General features: G+C 45.4%; 18 protein-coding genes. 8 read left to right on the top strand and 10 right to left on the bottom strand.

Annotated elements, in window-relative coordinates:
* Nucleotides 1-107: 107 nt before the first annotated feature.
* Nucleotides 108-1,109: a sugar phosphate nucleotidyltransferase gene (locus tag C1N53_RS18320; protein ID WP_137760694.1), complete on the bottom strand. Its 1,002-nt coding sequence runs from the start codon at nt 1,107-1,109 to the stop codon at nt 108-110.
* A gap of 283 nt (nt 1,110-1,392) precedes the next feature.
* Here C1N53_RS18320 and C1N53_RS18315 point away from each other — a divergent pair, with 283 nt between their 5' ends.
* From C1N53_RS18315 to C1N53_RS18300, 4 genes are all read left to right on the top strand, one after another.
* On the top strand, nt 1,393-1,971 hold the full coding sequence (locus C1N53_RS18315; protein ID WP_137760693.1) for a LemA family protein: 579 nt from the start codon (nt 1,393-1,395) through the stop codon (nt 1,969-1,971).
* A gap of 88 nt (nt 1,972-2,059) precedes the next feature.
* Nucleotides 2,060-2,497 carry a TPM domain-containing protein gene (locus C1N53_RS18310; RefSeq protein ID WP_137760692.1) on the top strand — a complete coding sequence of 146 codons (438 nt, stop codon included), beginning with the start codon at nt 2,060-2,062 and terminating at the stop codon, nt 2,495-2,497.
* 6 nt (nt 2,498-2,503) lie between these two features.
* Nucleotides 2,504-3,283 (top strand): YgcG family protein, encoded by a 780-nt coding sequence (locus C1N53_RS18305; RefSeq protein ID WP_137760691.1) that lies wholly within the window; start codon nt 2,504-2,506, stop codon nt 3,281-3,283.
* A 257-nt stretch (nt 3,284-3,540) separates the two neighbouring features.
* A complete protein-coding gene (locus C1N53_RS18300) occupies nt 3,541-6,150 on the top strand; it encodes an ATP-binding protein (protein WP_137760690.1) in 2,610 nt (869 codons plus the stop codon).
* Nucleotides 6,151-6,166: 16 nt separating this feature from the next.
* Here C1N53_RS18300 and C1N53_RS18295 read toward each other — a convergent pair whose 3' ends face one another.
* The 3 genes from C1N53_RS18295 to C1N53_RS22705 all read right to left on the bottom strand — a co-directional run bounded on the left by C1N53_RS18295 (nt 6,167) and on the right by C1N53_RS22705 (nt 9,378).
* On the bottom strand, nt 6,167-7,561 hold the full coding sequence (locus tag C1N53_RS18295) for a sigma-54 dependent transcriptional regulator (RefSeq protein WP_137761556.1): 1,395 nt from the start codon (nt 7,559-7,561) through the stop codon (nt 6,167-6,169).
* A gap of 194 nt (nt 7,562-7,755) precedes the next feature.
* Nucleotides 7,756-8,103: a hypothetical protein gene (locus tag C1N53_RS18290; protein WP_137760689.1), complete on the bottom strand. Its 348-nt coding sequence runs from the start codon at nt 8,101-8,103 to the stop codon at nt 7,756-7,758.
* A gap of 333 nt (nt 8,104-8,436) precedes the next feature.
* Nucleotides 8,437-9,378 carry a hypothetical protein gene (locus tag C1N53_RS22705; protein ID WP_206077584.1) on the bottom strand — a complete coding sequence of 314 codons (942 nt, stop codon included), beginning with the start codon at nt 9,376-9,378 and terminating at the stop codon, nt 8,437-8,439.
* 364 nt (nt 9,379-9,742) lie between these two features.
* On the opposite strand from C1N53_RS22705, the gene polA reads away from it, so the two are divergent.
* Nucleotides 9,743-12,598 (top strand): DNA polymerase I, encoded by a 2,856-nt coding sequence (gene polA / locus C1N53_RS18280; protein WP_137760688.1) that lies wholly within the window; start codon nt 9,743-9,745, stop codon nt 12,596-12,598.
* A gap of 81 nt (nt 12,599-12,679) precedes the next feature.
* Here the strand turns inward: polA and C1N53_RS18275 are convergent, their stop codons facing one another.
* Both C1N53_RS18275 and C1N53_RS18270 read right to left on the bottom strand, forming a co-directional pair.
* Nucleotides 12,680-13,951, bottom strand: a complete 1,272-nt coding sequence (locus tag C1N53_RS18275) for an SGNH/GDSL hydrolase family protein (protein WP_137760687.1) — start codon at nt 13,949-13,951, stop codon at nt 12,680-12,682.
* A 13-nt stretch (nt 13,952-13,964) separates the two neighbouring features.
* On the bottom strand, nt 13,965-15,194 hold the full coding sequence (locus C1N53_RS18270) for an OmpP1/FadL family transporter (RefSeq protein ID WP_137760686.1): 1,230 nt from the start codon (nt 15,192-15,194) through the stop codon (nt 13,965-13,967).
* A 401-nt stretch (nt 15,195-15,595) separates the two neighbouring features.
* Here C1N53_RS18270 and C1N53_RS18265 point away from each other — a divergent pair, with 401 nt between their 5' ends.
* Entirely contained in the window at nt 15,596-16,489 is an 894-nt protein-coding gene (locus C1N53_RS18265; protein WP_137760685.1) for an NAD(P)/FAD-dependent oxidoreductase, read from the top strand.
* Between the two features lie 21 nt (nt 16,490-16,510).
* Here the strand turns inward: C1N53_RS18265 and C1N53_RS18260 are convergent, their stop codons facing one another.
* From C1N53_RS18260 to C1N53_RS18250, 3 genes are all read right to left on the bottom strand, one after another.
* Complete coding sequence (locus C1N53_RS18260; protein WP_137760684.1) at nt 16,511-17,359, bottom strand: cyanophycinase; 849 nt, start codon at nt 17,357-17,359, stop codon at nt 16,511-16,513.
* A gap of 62 nt (nt 17,360-17,421) precedes the next feature.
* Nucleotides 17,422-18,291 (bottom strand): sterol desaturase family protein, encoded by an 870-nt coding sequence (locus C1N53_RS18255; protein ID WP_137760683.1) that lies wholly within the window; start codon nt 18,289-18,291, stop codon nt 17,422-17,424.
* Nucleotides 18,292-18,683: 392 nt separating this feature from the next.
* A complete protein-coding gene (locus C1N53_RS18250) occupies nt 18,684-19,058 on the bottom strand; it encodes a hypothetical protein (RefSeq protein ID WP_137760682.1) in 375 nt (124 codons plus the stop codon).
* A 38-nt stretch (nt 19,059-19,096) separates the two neighbouring features.
* Between C1N53_RS18250 and C1N53_RS18245 the strand changes: the two genes are divergently transcribed.
* Nucleotides 19,097-20,125: a zinc dependent phospholipase C family protein gene (locus C1N53_RS18245; protein ID WP_137761555.1), complete on the top strand. Its 1,029-nt coding sequence runs from the start codon at nt 19,097-19,099 to the stop codon at nt 20,123-20,125.
* A gap of 5 nt (nt 20,126-20,130) precedes the next feature.
* On the opposite strand, the gene C1N53_RS18240 is transcribed toward C1N53_RS18245, so the two are convergent.
* On the bottom strand, nt 20,131-21,117 hold the full coding sequence (locus tag C1N53_RS18240; protein ID WP_137760681.1) for a GNAT family N-acetyltransferase: 987 nt from the start codon (nt 21,115-21,117) through the stop codon (nt 20,131-20,133).
* 178 nt (nt 21,118-21,295) lie between these two features.
* Here C1N53_RS18240 and C1N53_RS18235 point away from each other — a divergent pair, with 178 nt between their 5' ends.
* Nucleotides 21,296-22,864, top strand: a complete 1,569-nt coding sequence (locus tag C1N53_RS18235) for a serine hydrolase (RefSeq protein ID WP_240773268.1) — start codon at nt 21,296-21,298, stop codon at nt 22,862-22,864.
* Nucleotides 22,865-23,009 lie beyond the last annotated feature (145 nt).

Here is a 23,009-nt window from a genome sequence, read left to right as displayed (position 1 = left end):
CACAGAGAGTGTTCGTAAATTTCCTGATTCACGTGAAACTGTGCAGGCAGAAGGTCTGCTGCTACCTTATCCTGCGTCCTGTGTCTTGAATCCTGTGTCCTAAACTGCTACTGCCCGAAGTTTATCTCGGTGCTGTCGCCGATGTTTAGGCTATGGCTAAGGCCTTTAAAAGAAGCATCGCTGCCTATAATGGAGTCGTGCATCAGGGCATAGCGCAGTTCGGAGTAGGTGCCTATAATGGAATTGCTTAAGGTAGAGCGATAAATAGAAGTATTATCTCCTATAGCTACATTAGGTCCTATAATGGAATTCGTGATGGTGCAGTTATCGCCTATACTTACCGGAGGTATAATAATATTGCCGGGATACTGTTGGCTGTAGTCGCGCTCCCTGAACTGCGGCCTGCTTAACAGTGTGGCATTGGCCTCCAGCAAGGTTTCCTTTTTCCCACAGTCAAACCAATGGTCCACAGCCCAGGTTGTCATTTTTTCACCGTTCCGGATCATGTGCATCAGCGCGTCAGTCAGGTGGTACTCCTGCTGCGTTCGGATATCTTCTTTGATAATATAATCCAGAGACTCCACCAGTTTGCGGGGCTGTATGATCTTATAAAGTCCCACAAGGGCAAAGTTGGATTTGGGAATAATCGGCTTTTCCACCAGCCTGACAATAAACTCGTCTGTGCCTACTTCTGAAACACCAAACAGCGAAGGCTTGGATACTTTCTTTACACCCAGAACAGAATGCGGAGCCTCAATAATTGCCTGCAGGTCTACGTCTACAATAGCATCGCCCAGCATAATCAGGATGCTGTCTTCGTCTTTATATGTATCGCGTGCCACCCACAAAGCATGGCCTAAGCCCTCACGCGGTTCCTGCACGACAAACTCTACTTTCAGCTGCGGATATTTGGTGCGGATGTAGCGCTCTATCTTCTCCCCCATATACCCGATTATAAAAACAAAATCTTCTATACCAGCTTGTATCAGCTTCTCTACTATATGCCCCAGTATAGTATTATCAGCCACAGGCACCAGCGACTTCGGCTGCGTGTGCGTGTGCGGGCGAAGCTTTGAGCCTACTCCTGCAACGGGTATAACTGCTTTCATATACTATACTTTTGTTACAATAAATTGAATATGGATTCTAAATTACTTAAAAAATAATATCACGAAGCAAATTTACTTATAGTAATTCTAATAGCTTGCCTCTGCAGTTACCGAAACCCAGGCCTAAAGATTTCACCTTTCACAGCAGAACGCTATACGCAGCCAGGGCAAAGCACTGATGTTTATATGCTATTTTTTTCATGTATTCGTTAGCATTAAAACGAAGGACCAGTAATTTCGTACTCAAATCACTTTATATTATCTACTTAATAGCGTCAAGAAAATGAAAAAAGCACTTTTATATCTCATCGGTTTTGTAATTCTGGCTTCCCAATCTTCCTGCGGGTATAATACCATGGTTCAGAAAGACGAAACAGTGGAGGCGGCATGGGCAAACGTGCAGAATGCTTACCAGCGCCGAGCCGACCTGGTTCCAAACTTGGTAAATACAGTAAAAGGTGCTGCTAATTTTGAGCAGGAAACCTTAACACGTGTAATTGAAGCAAGATCGAAAGCTACCAGTGTACAGTTAAGCGGAGATGATCTTACGCCTGAAAATATACAGCGTTTCCAGCAGGCTCAGAACGAGCTTGGCAGCTCCCTCAGCAGGTTGCTGGTAAGTGTAGAGCAGTACCCGGAGCTGAAGGCAAACCAGAACTTCCTGGAGCTACAGGCTCAGCTGGAAGGTACCGAAAACCGCATTGCCGTAGAGCGGCGAAACTTCAATAATGCCGTGCAGGATTATAATACCACGGTGCGCTCTTTCCCCAACAATATTATGGCCGGTATCTACGGCTTCGAGCGTAAAGGGCACTTTCAGGCAGACGCAGACGCACAGAGAGCTCCTACGGTACAGTTTTAATTGCTGATTGTTTACGTTTGAGGCAGCATCTGTGCCTGCCTTAACTTTGTTTTAGGGCAATCATCAAAAAATTAAAAACACAACATTTATGCCTAAAGACACCATTTCGGAAGCCGATGAACGGCTCATCATAAAGGCCATACAAGAGGCAGAGACAAAAACATCGGGAGAAATACGTGTGCACATCGAAAGCAACTGCAAAGGTGATGTACTTGACAGGGCTACCGAAGTCTTTGCAGAACTACACATGCACCTGACCAGTCAGCGAAACGGAGTGCTGTTTTATGTTGCTATAGAAGATCACCAGTTTGCTGTTTTAGGCGATGCGGGCATTAATGCCATTGTTCCCGATCACTTCTGGGAAGACATCACCGAAGTGGTTATCAACCATTTTAAGCGACGGCATTATGGAGAAGGGCTCTCAAAAGGCATCCTGATGGCAGGCGAACAACTTAAGTCGCATTTCCCTTACGATGATAAAGGAGACCAGAACGAATTAAGTGACGAAATCTCTTTTGGAGACTAAATAAATATGAAGCAGCATATCCTATTCCTATACTTTATACTAGCCGGCATAGTAGCATATGCTCAGAATAACAATGATTTTCCGCCCAGGCCCAACCCTCCGAAGCTGGTTAACGACTTTGCCGGCATCTTAAGCGCCAACGAAAGAAGTGCACTGGAGCAAAAGCTGGTTAACTACAACGACACCACCTCTACGCAAATAACAGTGGTTACCATGAAATCAATCGGCGGCTATGACGTGAATCAGTATGCGGCAGAGCTGGGGCAGCGTTGGGGAGTAGGTGGCAAGGCAAACAACAACGGCATTGTTATACTTGTTGCCATGGCTGAACGCAAAGTATCTATCCAGACAGGCTATGGGATGGAGCATATCGTGCCCGATGCCATAGCAAAACGCATTACGGAGCGTACCTTAAAGCCAAATTTTCAGCAGGAGGCATACTATAAAGGCTTAGACGAGGCGACCAGTTTTATAATTAGTGTAGCCAGCGGAGAATACCAGGCAGATCCGAATCAGCAGCAAGGAGAGGGCGAAGGCGAAGGCCCTTCTATCTTCTTTATCATTATTATCATCATGCTGATTGTGTTTATCATATCGCGCAGGGGCGGTGGCGGCGGTCGTGGCGGCAGGCGCTATGCCCGTACTTTTGGCGGCCCTGTTATTGTACCCGGCGGCTTTGGCACCTTCAGAAGTGGCGGGGGCATGTTTGGGGGCGGCGGAGGCGGCGGCTTCGGCGGCTTTGGAGGAGGCTCCTTTGGTGGAGGTGGTGCCAGCAGCAGCTGGTAAAAAACTACTTAACCTGCTTTAACTATAGAAGTAAGGTGTGCTGTATTACAACCGATATAGCCTGCCTTACTTCTTCGCTTTTAAGAAGCCTATGGCCAAATTGCAATCATTTAGCAAGGCACAACGTTATGTACCAAAAGCTTTTATATGTTAACAGGAAGCATAAAGCTTATACGAATATGAATTAATGAGACAACATTGATTGTATACGCTCATTTGTGACCCGGTACCTGGTGCCTTAAAACCCACTACTCCGCATGCCTGCTTTAAAAGTAACAACAAAAACAAAGGTAATTACCGGCTTCAGCTTAGCCCTGTCTGTAATTGTTGTTGCCCTTCACCTTACTTACAGCAGCTTTACGCAGCTGCTTCACTCAGTTAGCATACTTTCACAGCCTAATGTAAAGCTGGTAAAGCTGCAGCATACCCTTGCCGATATGGCAACTGCAGAAAGTTCGATCAGGGCCTATACGCTCACCACCAATAATAAGCACCTCGATGCTTACCTGAGCAACATGGAGACTGTAGACTGCCAGATTGATTCGCTGCGCCTGTTTTTTGCGCGCACCCAGGCAGAGCGCCTGCAAGTAGACTCTGTTTCAGCATTGTTACAAGCAAAGAAACAGCGCCTTGAGCAATACATTGCTTTAAAAAAGCAACACCGAGACTACAACTACTCAGGTGAAGTAATGCAGCAAATTGCCTCCTCTGCTGTTAACCCGCCTAAGGCTACTACTATTAAACGGAGTACTACCACTACAATATCTGAAAGAGCAGCCACAGAAGACACGAAGCCACAGGCAGAAGAAAAAAACAGGCGCAGCCTGCTAAGCAGGATATTTTCTAAAAAACCGGAAGAACCCAAGCCGGAAGAAGCTCCAGCTTTAAAAAGCATTCCCCAGGTTACTGTACGGCAGAATACTTCTGTCGATTCCAGCAAAGCCAGCACAACAGAAGTAGCCGAGTTAGGCCAGGTAAGGCGCATCTTAAACGATGTACAGCGCAAAGCTAACAGAAATGAAAGTATGCTGCTTAAACAGGAACTGGCCTTGCTGCAACAGGATAAGCAGATCATGGACAAGATCAGGGCCATGATTTATAAGCTGGAGCAACACGAGCTCAAACAAGCAGCAGTTAATTCTGCCCACGCTAAAAAGGTTGCTCATAATACCTCACTAACACTTCTCCTCATTGGTGTGTTTGGGCTGGTGATCGGAATAGCTTTTATCCTGCTTATCCTGCGCGACATCACGCGAAGTAATTTATATAAGAAACAACTTATCAGAGCACGCAAAGAAGCTGTACAGCTTGCCCGTACAAAAGAGGCTTTTCTGGCAAACATGAGCCACGAAATCAGAACACCGCTTCATACAGTGCTGGGTTATGCAGAGCAGCTAAAAAATTCTCCTTTGCAACTACAGCAGCAGGAACAGCTGCAAGCCATTCATAACGCTGGTGAGCACCTGCTCCATATAGCCAACGATGTGCTGGATCTTTCCAAGCTTGAGGCAGGTAAGGTTCAGGTTCAGATAACAGAATTCAGCCTGCCCACACTTTTACAGGAAGTGGAGCAAGCTTTTGTGCTTAAAGCAAAGGGTAAAGGCATAGGCTTTCGTATAGAGCTGAGCGAGCAGCTACAGCAGCCACTTCAGGGCGATCCGGTATGCCTGAAGCAGGTACTTTTTAATCTCGCTGATAATGCCATTAAGTTTACCCACCAAGGGGAAGTATGCATACAGGCGCACCTGAAATCTGAGCGCCGAGGCATTATGGTCGTAGAAATAGTGGTTTCAGATACAGGTATAGGTATTCCGCCGGAGAAAGTTGAGCATATATTCGGAGAGTTTAACCAGGCAGACAGCTCCATCATCCGGCAATATGGTGGCACAGGCTTAGGCCTTGCCATTAGTAAGCGCTTGGCTGAAATGCAAAACGGTGGTTTATACCTGCAAAGTACTCCGGGCAAAGGCTCTGCTTTTTCCTTGATCCTCTCAATGAGAAAAGGAAACAGGATAGCTGCTTCAGCCTCTAAGGCACCTGTACGCCAAGCCCAGGAGACGCTAAAAAGCAAACAGGTCTTAGTGATAGACGACGACGCCTATAGCCGTAACCTCTGCGAAATGGTACTGCAACGCTGGGGAGCAATTGTTACCTTGGCAGAAGATGGCTATGCGGCACTGGAAGCTGTGAGCAGACAAGCCTTCGACCTGGTGCTTACCGACATTCAGTTGCCGGGCATGAGCGGCAAAGCGTTGGCAAGGGCAATTCGCAAAAAGAACCCGCATATACCTATTGTTGCTCTTACGGCCAATATCATGAGCAATAGCAGCAATTTCTTTGCTAAAACCGGCATATCTGATTATCTCCTGAAACCTTTTTCTGAGCAGGCGCTGCTGCATACACTCACAAAGGCAATCAGCCAGGCAAGCACTGAACCGATGAAACAGCATGCACAAAAGCCGCAGCATAATAAGCAGACGGAAACTCCTGCAGCCCCTCCTTTATATGACCTGACAGAAATGCGGCTTTTCGCGGGAAACGATCAGGAGGCCTTACTCGCTATATTAGAAGTACTGGTCACAGATCATCACCAGAACCTGAAGAAGCTTGCACAGGCGTTTGATGAGGGTAACTGGCAAGGCCTTGGCATAGTGGCTCATAAAATGCTGACTGCCTTTAAGCACCTGAAAGCACACCATATTGCCGATCCGCTCCTTAAACTGGAACAGTTGCTGCACCAGGAAAATACTCCTGATAAAGCACAGCTGGAAAAATTGGTGAAGCACTTGCAGCTAAGTATAACCCTTGTGCTGGATAACCTGAGGCAGGAGATAAAGCAGCTAAGTGCCCGGGAGTTGGAAGTATAGACCAGGTTTTTAGCACTCACACTTCAATATTATAAAGCTTTAGCTTGTTGTAAAGCGTTTTCCTGTCTATGTTCAGAAGCCGGGCGGCCTTTGCTTTATTATACTTTACTTTTTCGAGCATCTGAAGGATTAGCTCTTTCTCGCTACGTTCAGCGGCACTTTTTAAATCTGTTCCGGCAATTGGTTCCGGCTTATCTTCTATACTTGCACCTGGTGCAGTTACAGCCAAAGGCTGTGGCTGCTCTGGTATAAAGCAGGCTATTTCAGACGGCAAGCCATCTAACGTTACCACGTCTGACTTAGCTAGTAGCACCGCCCTTCTGACCACATTGCGCAACTCGCGTAAATTACCAGGCCAGTTGTATTGTTCCAGCGCCTTCATCACGGCTGCATCGAACCCGATGATGGTACGCTCCAGCTCATGGTTAGCCTGCTGCAAAAAATGATCAGCAAACAAGAGAATATCGAACTGCCGATCCCGCAATGGCGAAATGTTGATCTTGAATTCGTTTAAGCGGTGATAAAGATCCTCCCGAAAATCACCACGGCTTACAGCCTGCACCAGGTCTTCGTTGGTAGCGGCAATTATCCGCACATCTACCTCTATATCGGTTGTACCTCCTATTTTCCTGATTACCCGCTCCTGCAGGGCACGTAGCAGCTTTACCTGAATCTCATAGGGCAGATTACCTATTTCATCCAGAAACAGAGTTCCGCCGTTTGCTACCTCAAACTGTCCCTGCTTATCGGCCAGGGCTCCTGTAAAGGCACCCTTCACATACCCAAACAATTCACTTCCTGCCAGTTCCTTCGACAGAGCACCACAGTCTATGGCTACAAAAGGCTTATCTTTCCGTTTGCTGTGCTGGTGTATACTCTGGGATACATACTCCTTACCTGTACCACTCTCTCCTTCTACAATAACCGACATATTGGTAGGAGCAATCAAAGAAATATACTCATCCAGTTGAGCAGCCTGTGTACTCCTGCCATGCACAAACCCGAAACTTTCAGCAGTTGCACTACCTGCTGCTTCATGCACATTAGCAGTTCTATGCTTTAAAGCTTTATGGATAGTGAGTAATGTTTCGTCCGGATTGATAGGTTTGGTGATATACTCAAACGCACCCATCTTAATAGCTTTTACAGCCGTCCGGATATCAGCGTAGTGTGTCATCAGGATAACAGGCATTTCTGCTGAAACAATTTTAAGCTGGCTCAGGAGCTCCAGCCCGTTTTTATCCGGTAATCTGAAATCTGTTAAAACAAGGTCGAAAGAGGTTGATTTTGCTAATTTTAACCCTTCGCCCGCCGATTGTGCCGTCTGCACCACAAACTGCTGCCTTTTCAGAAATGTGCTCAACATCAGGCAAAAGGTTGGATCATCGTCAATTACAAGAATCTGGGGCATCATAAGGGTAATATTTCATATCCGGAATATAAACTACTGTATAAAGCAATAGTTTAATCTCCCGACTTAAACGCCCAAATTTACAAACAGGGTATCGCTTTTCACATATTTTTCTGAGAGCCCTTTCTACAAGCTGAAAACAAAAAAGGCTCTCCTTATGAGGAGAGCCTTCCATTCAGATAGGTTATATCTTATTATTCACCTGTTATAACAGTTCCATCTTCGTTAAAACGGGCAAATGCCTGCTGATCTTCAGAATTGGTAAACTGTATTTCGTAAGTTGCCTTGGCGGTTTCAGCGCTTCCTTCCGCAGGTTTTACTTTGTATACATCTTTTACTTCCCAGGCCTGATAAGCTTCTGCTTTTAGAGTTTCCTGTACAGCAGCCGGCAATTGGTCTTTAGAGATTTTTTCTCTGTTGCTATCCTGCGACTGAGCAGTTTGAGTTTGTTGGGTGTTAGCTTGTGTACTTTGTGCATTGGCGCTGAAAGATGTTACACCAAAGAATGCGATAGCGGCGGCAAGAACAGTTACTTTTTTCATAATTATCATTTTTTACAAGTTTCGTTTATAAATTTAATTACCAGCTTATATGAGATAACTGTGCCATAAACACAAAGTCCTTAAAATTATCTGGCTATCAATAACTTATAAAATAAACAAATTCAAGAGGGTGTAGAACTATGCGCTTAAGGTGTAGCGATTTTTCTACACATTGTAGAAAATATACCCGCATTCACACTTTAAGAGTAAGGCAGCTTTGGGCAAGTAAGCTTTTATGCTGATCAGTTCCTGTAGCCATACTACCAGGTATATAAAAAAAGAGGGCACCACATCGGCGCCCTCTTTTCCAGGTATGTCGGATAATACCTTTTATTAGTTAGAAGCGTCTGGCCTTACCATTGTACCGTCTTCGTTAAAACGGGCAACAGCACGCTTACCTTCTGCATTGCTGAAGAACACTTCATAAACAGTACCTTCCATATCTGCATCTCCTACAGTAGAGCTGCTGGTTTGGCCTCCTGTTGTTGTTCCGGAAGTACTTGTTCCTCCTGTGGTAGTACCAGAGGTAGTTCCTGCTGTAGTGCCACTCGTAGTGCCTGTTGTAGTTGTACCACTTGTGGTGCCGGAGGTAGTTCCTGTTGTGGTACCAGAAGTCGTACCACTTGTAGTTCCGGTAGTGGTGCCAGTTGTGGTACCGCTTGTAGTTCTACCCGTCGTAGTTCCGGAGGTAGTGCCGCTCGTAGTTCTGCCAGTAGTTGTTCCGGCTGTAGTGCCACTTGTTGTTCTACCCGTAGTTGTTCCAGCTGTGGTGCCACTTGTTGTTCTTCCCGTAGTTGTTCCGGCTGTGGTCGTACCTGTTGTTGTTCCGGCAGTAGTACCAGAAGTGGTACCGGCTGTAGTTCCGGAAGTGGTACCTGTTGTTGTTGTACCTGAGGTTGTGCCGCTTGTAGTGCCTGAGGTCGTGCCAGTAGTAGCACCTCCAGTTGTAGTTCCGCTTGTTGTAGTTCCGGTAGTAGTTCCACCTGTTGTTGATGCACCGCCAGTAGTTGTTCCGGCATGTGCCATTGGGCTTACCTTATAAACTTCACTTACTTCCCAATCCTGAAAAGCATCAGCCTGCAATGTTTGCTTTACTGCCTGAGGAAGCTCATCTTCAGAAATCTTTTCTCTGTTACCATCCTGCTCCTGACCTGACTGGCTTTGTTGTGTAGCCTGGCTTCTCTGTGTAGTTTGTTTTGTACCTTGCGCGCTTGCGTCGAAAGATGCTGCACCTAAAATTGCAAATGCTGCTGCTAAAACAGTTACTTTTTTCATAAGTATCGCTTTTTAAGTTTGTTTCTATTATCTAAAATATTTAATGTCTATCTAAGCCATTCCTTTGCTTAGTCTGAGCTACCTATTACGCACCATCTTTGTAGAAACGGTTTAATTCAATTAACTATTTGTAAATCAATAATATAAAAATTTAAATAGTGTAATTATATAATATTGATCTCTTTTTAACCGAAAGCTACCATATGCCGCTCCTTAACTTTTACATCTGCAATGGCTTAGCTTAAAAAATAATCATTCGGAAAGGTTGCTGCTGTAACTATTTCGTCTGTATCTGCTATAGTTACTATACATTCCACTGCCTTTATTAAAAACAAGAGTTCTGATTATTGATTAAATTAGCCGCATGAGCGAACCACGTAAGAAACTTTTTTTGCTAGATGCCCTAGCACTTATATACCGCGCCCATTTTGCATTCAGCAAAAATCCGCGTGTCAACTCCAAAGGCATGAACACAGGTGCGGCACTTGGCTTTACCAACACCTTGGTGGAGGTGCTACAGAAGGAGAAACCTACCCATATTGGTGTAGCCTTCGATTCTGCTGCCAAAACTTTCCGCCACGATAGTTTTGCAGATTATAAAGCTAACCGGCAAGCGCAACCGGAAGACATTTCCATTGCCATCCCATATTGTAAGAAGATAGTAGAGGCTTTTAATATACCTGTGCTGATTATGGATGGCTACGAAGCAGACGACATTATTGGAACATTGGCCTGTAAAGCAGAAAAAGAAGGCTTTGATGTATACATGATGACGCCTGATAAAGACTACTGCCAAATGGTAACGGAGCACATATTCCTATATAAACCTGCTTTTTTAGGCAATGCCGTAGAAGTACTGGATGTGCAGAAAGTACTGGAGAAATGGGAAATCGAGCGTGTGGAGCAGGTAATAGATATTCTTGGTTTACAAGGTGATGCCGTCGATAATATTCCGGGTATACCAGGTATAGGCGAAAAAACGGCAAAATCGCTTATACAACGGTTCGGTTCTGTAGAGAATCTTATTGCCAATGCCGATCAGCTGAAAGGAAAACAAAAAGAAAACGTACTTAATTTTGCTGAACAAGGTTTGTTGTCCAAAGAACTGGCCACTATCCATCGTGATGTTCCGATTGCCTTTAACGAGAACGAGCTTCATTACGATGGACCGAATGAAGAGCAACTTGCCGAGTTATTTGCTGAGCTTGAATTCAGGCAACTGATGCAGCGCGTACTCGGAATAAATATGGCCGATGCGACTCCTGCCGCCAAACCTGCTGCCCGTAGAGCAAAAGGAAGCGATGCCGGCCAGACCTCCTTGTTCGGCGCAACAGAAGACCCTGCTGAAAGTTTAACGGGCGAAACTGCTGCTGCTGCTGCTGCTGCTGCAAAGCCACTGCTTACTATTGCCAATACACTGCACAACTACCACCTGGTTGATACACCTGAACTACGCCAGAGCCTGGTTAAGTACCTGCTAAAGCAGGACGAAATATCCTTTGATACCGAAACCACCAGCATCGATCCGATCACAGCTAAGCTTGTTGGCATGTCTTTCTGTTACAGGCCGGGCGAAGCTTACTATATACCTGTTCCACACGATAACGAAGAGGAGGCTTTTCGAATAACAGCTGAGTTTAAGGAGGTGCTGGAAAACGCTACCATAGCCAAAATCGGTCAGAATATTAAGTATGACATCCTGGTGCTGAAGAACTATAACATCGAAGTACAAGGACCGATTTTCGATACCATGCTGGCACACTACCTGCTGGAGCCTGAAATGCGCCACAACATGGATGTGCTCGCAGAAACGTACCTGAACTATAGTCCGGTACCTATTACAGACCTGATCGGCCCAAAAGGCAAAAGCCAGAAAACAATGGCCGACCTGAAGCCGGAGGAAGTAAAGGATTATGCCTGTGAAGATGCCGATGTTACTCTTCGCCTGAAACTGTACTTTGAGCCGCTGCTGAAAGAACAGGGGCTTCTGAAACTGTTCAACGAAGTAGAAAACCCGCTGGTACAGGTATTAGCTGACATTGAAAAAGAAGGGATTAGCATAGATGCTGATGCCCTAGCCGATATTTCCACGCAACTCGAAAGCGAGATTAATAACATTGAGAGGCGCATATTCGAACTAGCTGGCGAACAGTTTAATATAGGCTCTCCCAAACAGCTGGGTGAGATCCTGTTTGATAAACTACAGCTACACGGCAAAGCGAAGATCAAGAAAACCAAAACCGGGCAATATGCTACCGGGGAAGAAATTTTGTCTAAACTGGCAGGCGAGCACGAAATCGTGAACCTGATACTGGACCACCGAGAGCTCACTAAACTTAAATCTACGTATGTAGACGCGCTTCCCCAGTTGGTTTGTGCTACAGATAACCGGGTGCATACTTCCTTTAACCAGGCTGTGGCTGCAACCGGCCGTTTGAGTTCTACTAACCCGAACCTGCAGAACATTCCGATACGCACTGAGCGTGGCCGTGAGATCCGCAAGGCTTTTGTGGCACGAAACAATAAGCACCTGCTTATTTCTGCCGATTATTCTCAGATTGAGCTGCGCATTATGGCTGACTTTAGCGGTGATCCAACCATGAAAGAAGCTTTTAAAAATGGCATCGATATACATGCTTCTACAGCCAGCAAGGTATTTCATGTACCGCTGGAACAGGTAGACAGTGATATGCGCCGCAAAGCTAAAACCGTAAACTTTGGTATTATCTATGGCATTTCTGCCTTTGGCCTGGCTGAGCGTTTAAACATTCCAAGACGTGAGGCCGCCGACATTATAGAGGCTTACTTTGCTGAATTTCCGGCTGTAAAAGAGTATATGGACACTACCATCCAAAAAGCCCGGGAGCAGGAGTATGCGGAAACGCTGCTGGGCCGCCGCCGCTACCTGCGCGACATTAACTCGCGCAATGCTACGCTCAGAGGATTTACAGAACGCAACGCTATTAATGCACCTATACAGGGCACGGCAGCAGATATCATTAAAATTGCCATGATCAATATAAGAGACTACCTGAAACAGGAGAAACTGCAAACTCGCATGATTCTGCAGGTGCACGACGAACTTTTATTTGATGCCCCGAAAGAAGAGGTGGAAATTGTTACTCCTAAAATTGTAGAGCTGATGACGAACGCACTGCAGTTAAGCGTGCCGATGGAAGTAGGTTTAGGTGTAGGAGAAAACTGGCTCGAAGCGCATTGATAATTGTGATAATTAAGTTGTAAAAACGAAAAGCCCCTCTTGCGAGGGGCTTTTCGTTTTTACAACTTAATTATAGATAGGTTACGGGAAAAGCACAGCACGGTAATTTGTTTCGTCAACTGTTGGTATAGTTGAATTATATTGTCTATTTATATTCTTTATAATTTCATTGGCGACAATAGCATACCCACGAGGCGTTAAGTGAACTCCATCTAGAGAAAAAAGATTACCAGATATAAAAGCAGGACTATAGGCTATTCCATTTAATGAAAACCCACCTTTAATGGAAGTAAAGAACGTATTCATATCAACTAATGCAAGCCCTTTGGCCTGTGCAGCTGCAGCAAGTTTAGCATTAAAATCGGTAGTGGCTGTTCTAACTGCAGCGACTTCTGCATTATCCAGCACTTCATTATTTCGCAGAGGATTGAACTGAGAAAAGCCATGGGGCACTGGGTTTCCTCCTACATTTTCTGGTGTACCTACTGTAGAGGTTAGAAGAACATAATCAGATGCGGTTGCTTCTCTTACTTGGCCAGTACCTGTTGTTACATATAGTTTAGCACCTGCAGCTGCAGCTAGCTGCATAAGCTGTGCTGTTGGTTTAGCCGTAAAGAAAGGCACAGCAGTTACATCAGGAATATTAATGATAGCTCCTTTGGTGTTATTATCGCTGGTAAGAGCTGAAATCATCGCATCCAAACTTGTTTGAAACGTAGCAGATTGTGTAATTTGAGCACCCGCACCACCAGAGGTAGCATAACCAAGCACATCGTTGTTACCAAGCCACATCGTAAAGAAAGTAGGATCGCTGGCAGCTACTCTGTCTCTATAAGTCTGCAGTGGCGTGGCATCGGGTGTTATGCGTTCGAAATATTGGTTTCCTACAAGACTACCATACCCTGGTGTGGTTACATCAGACATGCGTATACCAGGAACTCCCAGGTTTTGAACTGGCTCTAGGTACTTGGTTAGATGATTGTTATTATCACGATACGCCAGGTTTGTAGTAACAGGCGTTATAATAGGAGTACCATCCGGATTAAACCCGGTTAACCTTACATAGCCAGAGCCGTTTGCCTGCGCTTCTGTAAAAAGAGGTTGTGTAAAATCTCCACCACCCACTACTTTAAATTGCTGCGCTAAAATATTCGGATACGAGTTTATCTGCCCTTCTCGGTATAAACCATTATCGGCAAAACCAGCAGTAAGTGAATTTCCGACAGCTACATATTTAGAAAAATCTGCCTGTCCTGCAGAAGAGGCTGGCGTATCTATCTCAGGATCACAACTAGATAAAAAGGCACCTAGTACAAGTGCCAGTAAACTTGATTTATAGAAATACTTTTTCATATTATCCGTAAAATTAGAAATTGTAGGTAACCCCGATACCAGGTATGTAAGCAACTGATTTGTAAGTACCAGCTATACCTCCAGACAGGTTTGCCTCGTCTGTTCTTTCTTTTTTATTAATGTAAAGGAATGATGCATCTATAGATAGATTACCTGTAACCTTATAACCTAAACCTGCAGAAAGCCCGCGTGCATCAGCGTCTGGAGTTTCAGGTGTTAAATAACCTGCTTCAACCGGTGTTTTATCCAAGTAAGCACCCGCACGTAAAGCAAGAACGTCTGTAACATTGTATTCAGCACCTATGCGATAAATATAGGCATCTTTATAGTTCCGCGCATTTTCTGAAAAGCTTGCACCATTTACGTCAGCGTCATAATCGAAGCGCAGGCTTTTATAAGCACTCCAGCCAACACGGCTTATATCAACAGCAAGTGTTAATTTTTCTGTAGGCATTATGCCAATACCCAATGTTAAAGTAGATGGCAAAGGTAGTGTTGCTGAAAATTTAGTATCCTGAAAACGGGACTGAACGCCAGTTGCAACAGTAAAATCAGCATCTCCGTCTTTCACTTCCATGTCTACCTTCGAGCGATAGTTTAGACCTAAAGAGAACTTTTCGGATGGTTTAAAGTAAATACCTGCATTGAAACCTATACCGCTGGCACTCCCGTCTAACTCAGCCATTCCATAATTCCCCTGCTGATCTTGCACCGGAATAGCACGCTGCAGGTTTACTCCACCAAAGGAATACACAAAACCAACACCTATACCTAACTGCTCTGTAATCTGATAACTAACTGTAGGCTGCACAAAAATAGCCTGTAACGATAGTTCTGTTAAACCAAAGCGACCGTTCCAGTCGTTGCCCCAGTTCACAGTGCTGCCAAAAGGAGTGTAAACGCCAAGTCCTGCACTAAATTTATCGTTTATTGCATAGGTTCCATAAACTTGAAAAGGAGTACCTAGAGGATTATCGGTCATAGCGGTATAGCCACTTGGCTCTACCCCACGATACGCAATTTTAGAAATAATGCCGCTTGCTCCAATCGTTACGCCATTCTCCCGCAGATGGCTCATAGCTCCCGGGTTGAAAAATATACTGGCATTATCTAGTGCTAAACCTGTACCAGTATGGCCCATACCTATCTGCCGTTGGCCTGCCAAATTAACTTGGTAACCTCCGGCCATAGCCATGCCCGAGAGAAGAGTGCCACCTAATAAGGCTAATATCTTGCGCTTCATAAAATGAGACATTTAATTTTAAGAGTGTATTATAACGACAAATATAAAGATTATTTAATACGACTTCGTGGGGGAGTACTCACTTTTTCAAATAATTTTTCAAATGAGTCGAAAAAATTAATCATCAGGACATAATCCATTTTGTATCAATGAATTACCAAATAATTAAAACCCCTATTCATAACCAGATCTCTTTGAAAGGCCAGCTTATGCTCCCGAAAAGAAATCCTTATACGCCAAAGCACAAATTTGTTTCCGCTATAGAACTCTACACCTTACTTAGCCTGCTTTTGTTATCGCTATTGCTGCAGCAAGTAACCTCTACATAAAAATTCACTATTTAGCTCTACCCTATTTAGCGCCCATACGTTAAGTACTTCGAAATTAATGAAGACACAGTCATGTACGATGTAATAATAATTGGTGGAGGCCCCGCAGGTTTAAATGCTGCTATGGTACTGGGGAGATGCAGAAGAAATATAGTTGTTTTTGATACAGCCAAGCCTCGTAACCGCTGGTCTAAAAATATGAACGGCTTCCTGACGAGCGATGGCATGAACCCCAAGGACTTTATAGAGAAAGGCAGAGCAGAATTAGCTAAATACAAGGTAGAAATCAAGTTTAAGAAGATAGAAACAGCCACGTACAGCAAAGGCCAGTTTGTGGTGAACGATGAAGATGGAACTGTTTACCATTCTAAAAAACTATTGCTGGCTACAGGCCTCAAAGACATATTGCCTGAAATAGAGGGTGTGGAAAGCCTCTATGGAACCAGTGTACACCACTGCCCCTATTGCGATGGCTGGGAGTCGCAGGATAAAGCCATTGCCGTTTACGGAAAAGAGCGCAAGGGAGTAGGACAAGCTTTGGGCATGAAAACCTGGAGCGAAAGTGTAACCCTCTATACCGACGGAACGGACGGCCTTACCCGATCAGACCGGGAACTGCTAAAAAGAAATGAGGTGCATGTTATTACAGAGCCGATTGCCCGCCTGGAAGGCGAAGATGGCAAGCTACAGTATATTGTGCTTGAGAATGGGGAGCGGCACGAACAACAGGCCATGTTCTTTTCGACAGGCTCTACACAACAATCTGACTTAGGTAACCAGTTAGGCTGTGAGTTTACCAGCAAAGGCGTTATAAAAACCCGCAGGTTACAGCAGTCAAATATACCAGGCCTTTTTGTAGCTGGCGATGCGGCCCGCGATGTGCAGATGGTTATTGTGGCCGCTGCCGAAGGAGCCAAAGCAGGTGTAGCCATCAACAAAGACTTACAACTGGAAAGCAGGAAGTAAGTTTCCTGCTTTTAAGCTAGCCTAAACCGCTTCTGATAAATTATTCTCCTCGCTCTGCTCATCCAGAACAGGCTGAAATAGATGTTCTTTCAGGCAATAGCGGTAGCCTTGCACCAGCAAATGCATAACCAGGTGCTCTACCGCTATTGGCTCATTCTCCTCTACTTTCCTGGTATTGGAAAACTTGATGTTACTGGCATCTATAATGGTTACCACGCCAGGGCCGAATACCTCTACCTGGTCCCCCTCTTTTATGATAATTCCGGTTTCCTCGCTCAGTCCAATGCCAATATAGTTACAGTCGTGCGCAACAGCGTGTGCTAATCTTCCGAAACGCCCACGTTCTGCAAAATGGGTATCTATATATACATTGCTGATAAAGCCAAAGCCATAGGTAGTTTTCATTTCGCCTTTGATAAGAGAGTAGTGCCCATAGCCATCATAGATCATTTTATCAGACATAACCGCGGCTCCGGCACTTGTACCTGAAATAATGATGTCTTCTTCTATAAAACGTCTTTTCATGATCTCCAGCAACCTGCTGTCTTCCAGAAATTCAGCTAAACGCACCTGGTCACCACCTGTGAAGAAAATTACATTGGCTTTACTGATACGCATTATGTTATCGGGTGTGTCGGCCTCATGTTCTTCGTCAATGCGCATAAACCGAACATTGCTACAGCCCAGCTCTTCGAATGCATCTTTATAGGCATTGCCCGAATCTACAGCATCAGAGGCAGATGGGGTTGCCGTGGCTATAACTTCTATGTGAGATTCCAGACTACATAGCTGCGACTTGATCAGCTTGATAAGTCCGTCGTCGTCGCCCCCTCCCAGAGCTATCAGTTTACCTTTGATTGTAATATTCATTGTGCAGCTTTTAAAAGACGTACTGTATACTCATGCTACTCCTATAGGGTTAGCTTACTGAGCTACCTGCTTAGTTTGCCTTCGTCCCCTGCTGAGGTTTCCCGTTCAGGTACAGAGCCATCCGGCAGTTGCCAGCCATGCTGCTTCCCGAATGGCAAAGCAAGTAACTTTAGCAACGTTTGCTCCTGCGGATTACGGTAAGCTGGCACACCAATGGTAACAGCATCCTGAGGCACATTCAGGCGCAGTGTGTTGTGCAGCTTGTCCCAGCAAGAAAGCACAACGGAAAAATTACTGTTTGTTTCCTGCGCTACAATGGAGTGATGTATACCATGCATACGTGGTGTTACTAGTAGCCGGCACAAGTAGCGCTCGAACCCGAAAGGCAGGCGCATATTGCTATGGTGAAAAGCTGTACATGCTTCGAACAACACCTCATACCCTACCACCAGTTTTGCCGGCACTCCCAATAAAGCCACCATACCGCCGCGAATAGGAACAGAGGCTATATTTTCACCTACATGAAATCGCCAGGCGGTAGATAAATCCAGGTCCAGATCAATATGATGTACGTTGTGGAAACGCCACAGCAGGTCAGACTTATGCAGGAGCACATGCCAGAGGTAACTACTATAATCTATCAGGAAGAATCCGAAGCTATACCTTAACCAATCCGGAAGCCGAAACCAGTGTAGCAGGCCTGCTTTATGCCTGCCCGACCAATGCGCTGCTGCATACATACCTGGCAAGAGCAAAAGCCTGAGAGCTGGCAATGCCGTAGCTGCAATGCCTCCATTACGCAGCAGTCGCTCTCCCTCCGGGCGAACCCGCTTCCGAAGCTGCCACTTTCTTTCCAGCACAAACAAGGCTACTGCACTTGCAAACAGTAGCGGCGCCCCCAGCTTATCAAATTTAGAAAATGTAAACCTCATCAGGAGTACCTACACCTGCTTTTTTATTTTAGTTACAGCACCTGTACCTGCTTATTAAATTCAGTTGGTGGTAGCTAAAGGATCAGGTATGTCCGCTAGCGAACAGATAGGTGTACGGTGCCGGACAGCTTCTCATATCACCAGACCTTAAAATTTGAGTCAATTTACTAATTATCAATAACTTACAACATTGGCATACAAAATGTAATAAGCTAATCAGAAGTAAAAATAATTATAGTGGCCTAAGCAACCTTTCGCTTTTTGAGTCCATCTATAAGATATAGAAACAAAAATTTATAACACCTAAACCCCTAAAACTATGAAAGTTATTGTTTTATTGCTCGCATTTGTAATCTGCCTTGGCGCTGCCTTCAAAAACACAGCAGACTCTGTTAAAGCAGTAAGCCATCGGTTTGAACTAGCTTCTTACCAGGATTACCCGAATCTGCTTCCCGTGGTAGAAATTTCTGCATCCAGGTTTTAGTAACCTTAAACCACCTTATCTCTACAACACCATTAGTCCAAAATAAAACCATGAAAATCCTTGTTCTTTTATTTGCCATGTTATGCTGCTTCGGCTTTGCTTTCACAAACACAGTTAGCTCCCCGAACACAGGCAACGCTTCTATGAGCGTACACCCTACTACTGCTCCTTCACCAGTACATGCAAACCCTCCCCAGACTATAGCATCTTTATAGTCTGGGGCTACTCCCGGATCAATGCTATACCAGAGCCTGTTTAAGCTCAGGTTGTATAGGAACAGCAAGGCAGCCAATTACTCCCAGATACGTATGCCCTACTATGATGCATACGGCCCGCTTTACAGTATACCTGATGCTCTTGCTGCTACTTTACCCTCAACAGGGCTTTAGCTGGGGTTTCTTCGCACACCAGCGCATTAATCGCCTGGCAGTTTTCAGCCTGCCACCCGAAATGGTAGGACTTTACAAGAAACACATCCGCTACATTACAGAAAATGCCGTGAACCCTGACCGCAGGCGTTATGCCGTGGCCGGTGAGGCTCCCAGGCACTACATCGACATAGACCGGTACGGCGACAGTGCTATATACAAAATGCCCCGGTTCTGGCAACAGGCAGTAGCGCGTTATTCTGAAGACACCCTTCAGGCTTTTGGGATTGTTCCCTGGCACATAAACACTATGAAATACCAGCTTACGCAGGCCTTTAAAGAAAAAAACCTGGATCGTATACTGCGTTTATCGGCCGACATGGGGCATTATGTAGCCGATGCCTGTGTGCCACTCCATACTACCCATAACTATAACGGACAGCTAACAGGGCAACGGGGCATTCATGCATTCTGGGAAACAAGGTTGCCGGAGATGCTTTCTGATAACTACGACTTTTTTGTCGGGCAGGCATACTATATCGAACACCCGCAGCTCAAAGCATGGGAGCTGGTAACGTCTGCACACCTTGCCCTGGATTCTGTGCTTACTTTCGAGCGGGAGCTAACGGCACAGTTCCCTGAAGATCAGAAATACAGCTTTGAGGTCCGCAACAATATTACCACCAGAGTCTACTCACGCGCCTTTACACTTGCTTATCATAATAGGTTAAACGGGCAGGTAGAGCGGCAAATGCGATTAGCTATACATACCATTGCCAGCTTCTGGTACACGGCCTGGGTAGATGCCGGCCAGCCTGATTTACGCGCTCTTGCAAAAGGTGATATTTCAGAGGCAGAAAGACAACGATTAAAAATGGAAGAAAAAGAGTATGAAACAGGTCCACATGTTCCACGTGAAGAAGGAGAAACCTCTGCTGCTCCACTATTTCCGGCTTGGCTGAGAGCCATTCGTTCTGAATAAAGCCGCTATAAAAGAAACCGTCTGACCAGCCGCATCCGCAGCTCCCTCACGAGCTTTATAACAGGAGGCAGGCGATTATAATGCACAACGGCAAACCCTGCCTTGGTTGCTCCAAACCCGGCATACACCCGCACAATAGCCCTTTCTTCCTCTGCAGGGCTTTCAAAATCCAGAAGGTAGTCTTGCCCGGCATATTGCTGAATGATATAATCCAACATGAAGGTGCGGCCATTATACTTTCTCCCGTCTTTTGAAGCAGCATTGAAAATATAAATAATCCGCTTCTGGAAGATTACAAAAAGACAGCCTGCATTGGTGTTTCCAGCGGCATCAACTGTGTAAAGCAGCCTTGCCAGTCCCCGCTGCTTTAACTCCCGGTATAAGTTCCGCAGCGTAGTATACGCCCATTCTCCTACACCTCCGTATATTCTGCCAGCCACTTCCTCTTTAAAAAAGGAGATCAAAGGCTCTATGTCTTCACTTTCGGCAATGGAAAGCTTCACTCGTTGTGCCCGCTTCAGATTCAGCTTACGATCGCGGCTATAATTGGCATAAAGTTTCGGGTATCTTTCTGACAGCGACAAGTAAAGTGTTGCCATATTTTGCAGAGACACCTGTTGGTGCAGCAGCTTCTCCGGAAAAGAATTTGCTGTATTTAAAGGCAAGGAAACTACATAGCTATATCTCTGATACAGCACCTCCAGCATTTGTGCTACTATAGCCTGGTTGCCAATCCCGCTACGACTGTAAAACCCCAGCTGCTGGCAATACAAAGGTTGCTGCACATAGCGCATACGTAGCTTTTGCCGCACCGGCACCGGCAGCACTACTTCATACCGGCCTGCTGTATCTACAGCCACAATGGCCTCCCACCCCGGCGACACCACATCCAGGTACCACGAGAGCGCATACACCTGCTGCTCCGGGGCTACCGTTATCAGGTCATCCCACTGCTGTTTATCGATCAGGTTATGTGGCAGGTAATAAATCAAGTGCTATAACTGTGGTTTCAGGTAATTTCTCAAATGTAGCCAATAGTACCGATAGGAAGATAAACCAGGACAAGAATTGAGCTGAAGCCTCACAAGCTTATCCAGGCAATTGCTGCTGCACCCTACCTTACTTTAACTTCAGTGTAAAAATAATTAACTTGCTACACTTAATAGACTGATGATGATACAAAAACACCCTCTTCTACGATTATGGTTGTTCCTGTTTCTGCTTGTTACCGCATTGCAGGTTCAGGCACAAGCACAAAAAACCAAAACTGATTTAGCAAAACTGGATGCCTATTACCAGAAAGCACTGAAAGACTGGAACGTGCCCGGCATGGCCATTGCCATTGTAAAAGATGACTCGGTTATATTTGCCAAAGGCTACGGCGTACGCGATTTGAAAAAAGGCGGACAAGTAGATGCGAATACTGTTTTTGGCATTGCTTCTAATACGAAAGCCTATACAGCAGCTGCCTTGGGTATTTTAGTAGATGAAGGAAAAATAAGCTGGAACGATCCGGTGACCAAATATCTCCCTTACCTGCAACTTTACGACCCGTATGTAACGCAGCAGTTAAACATTAAAGACCTGTTGAGCCACCGCGTCGGCTATCAGACCTATAGCGGCGACTTGTTGTGGTATAACACGACCTACAGCCGCCGTGAAATTCTGGAGCGTGCGCATTACCTGAAGCCAGTTTACGGGTTCAGAGACGGCTATGGCTACTCTAACCTCATGTTTATAGCAGCAGGCGAAGTAATTGAGGCTGTTACCGGGAAAACCTGGGAGGCCTTTATAAAAGAACGCTTCTTTACTCCACTGGGTATGACCCGCTCTTATACATCTGTAAACGAGCTGGCAGGCAAAGACAACATTACTACGCCACATGGTTTTGATAAAAACGGCACCCCCTACCCTACTATGCTCACCGCCTGGGATAACTGGAATCCGGCTGCTGGTATTTTTACCAGCGTGGCGCAGGATGCACAATGGTTACGCCTGCAGTTAAGCCGTGGCACCTACAAAGGCAAAAAGGTCTTTAGCGAAGAGGCCAGCCGCATGATGTGGACAGCACACAATCCTTTTCCGATTTCCAAACAGGCAGAAGCTATTACACCATCCACTCATTTTTCAGCCGCAGGTTTAGGCTGGATGCTGTCCGATTATGAAGGCCGTAAAGTAGTGGTGCATGGTGGCGGGCACGAAGGCATGAACAGCCGCACCGTGCTGGTACCAGAAGAGAACCTGGGCATTGTTATTCTGACCAACAGCATGAGCAGCATTATGGCTCCTATTGCCAACTATACTTTAGATCAGCTTTTTGGCGTGCAAAATGGCCGCGACTGGAGTCAGTTTAGCTTAGATAACATTGCCGCAGCTAAAAAGGCACAGCAAGAGGCGCAGGCAAGCGTTCCACATGAAAAGAAGCGTAAGAGCAAGCCAAACCTGGATATACAAGCATACGCAGGAACTTACACCAGCACGTTATATGGCGACGCCACCATTACTGTTCAAAACGGTGCACTTGTACTGCAACTGGTACCTGCACCAAATCTAGGCGGAAAGCTAACCCACTGGCAGCATGATATTTTTGACTTGGAGTGGAAAAACAAGTATGCTCTGCTTACACCTACCCGTGTCCGCTTCCTAATAGGAGAAGACGGCAAAGTAGCCGAAATGCGCCTGGATGCCAACAACCCTGATTTTCATTTTGATGAGCTGGAGTTTAGCAAGGTGAAATAACTATAGTAAGCCTAACAATCCCCTCAATAATATGCCAAACAAAAAGTTCCCTGGAGCTGCTGCTTCGGGGAACTTTTTGTTTTCTATCAAAAGCTTTACACAAGTGAACTACAGGAACTGAAGTAAATGACCTAAAAAATCTTGT

The sequence above is a fragment of the Pontibacter sp. SGAir0037 genome (assembly GCF_005491705.1).
Classification (GTDB): Bacteria; Bacteroidota; Bacteroidia; order Cytophagales; family Hymenobacteraceae; genus Pontibacter.
The sequence above is the reverse complement of the archived record's forward strand: the minus strand, read 5'-3'. Positions and strand labels throughout refer to the sequence as shown.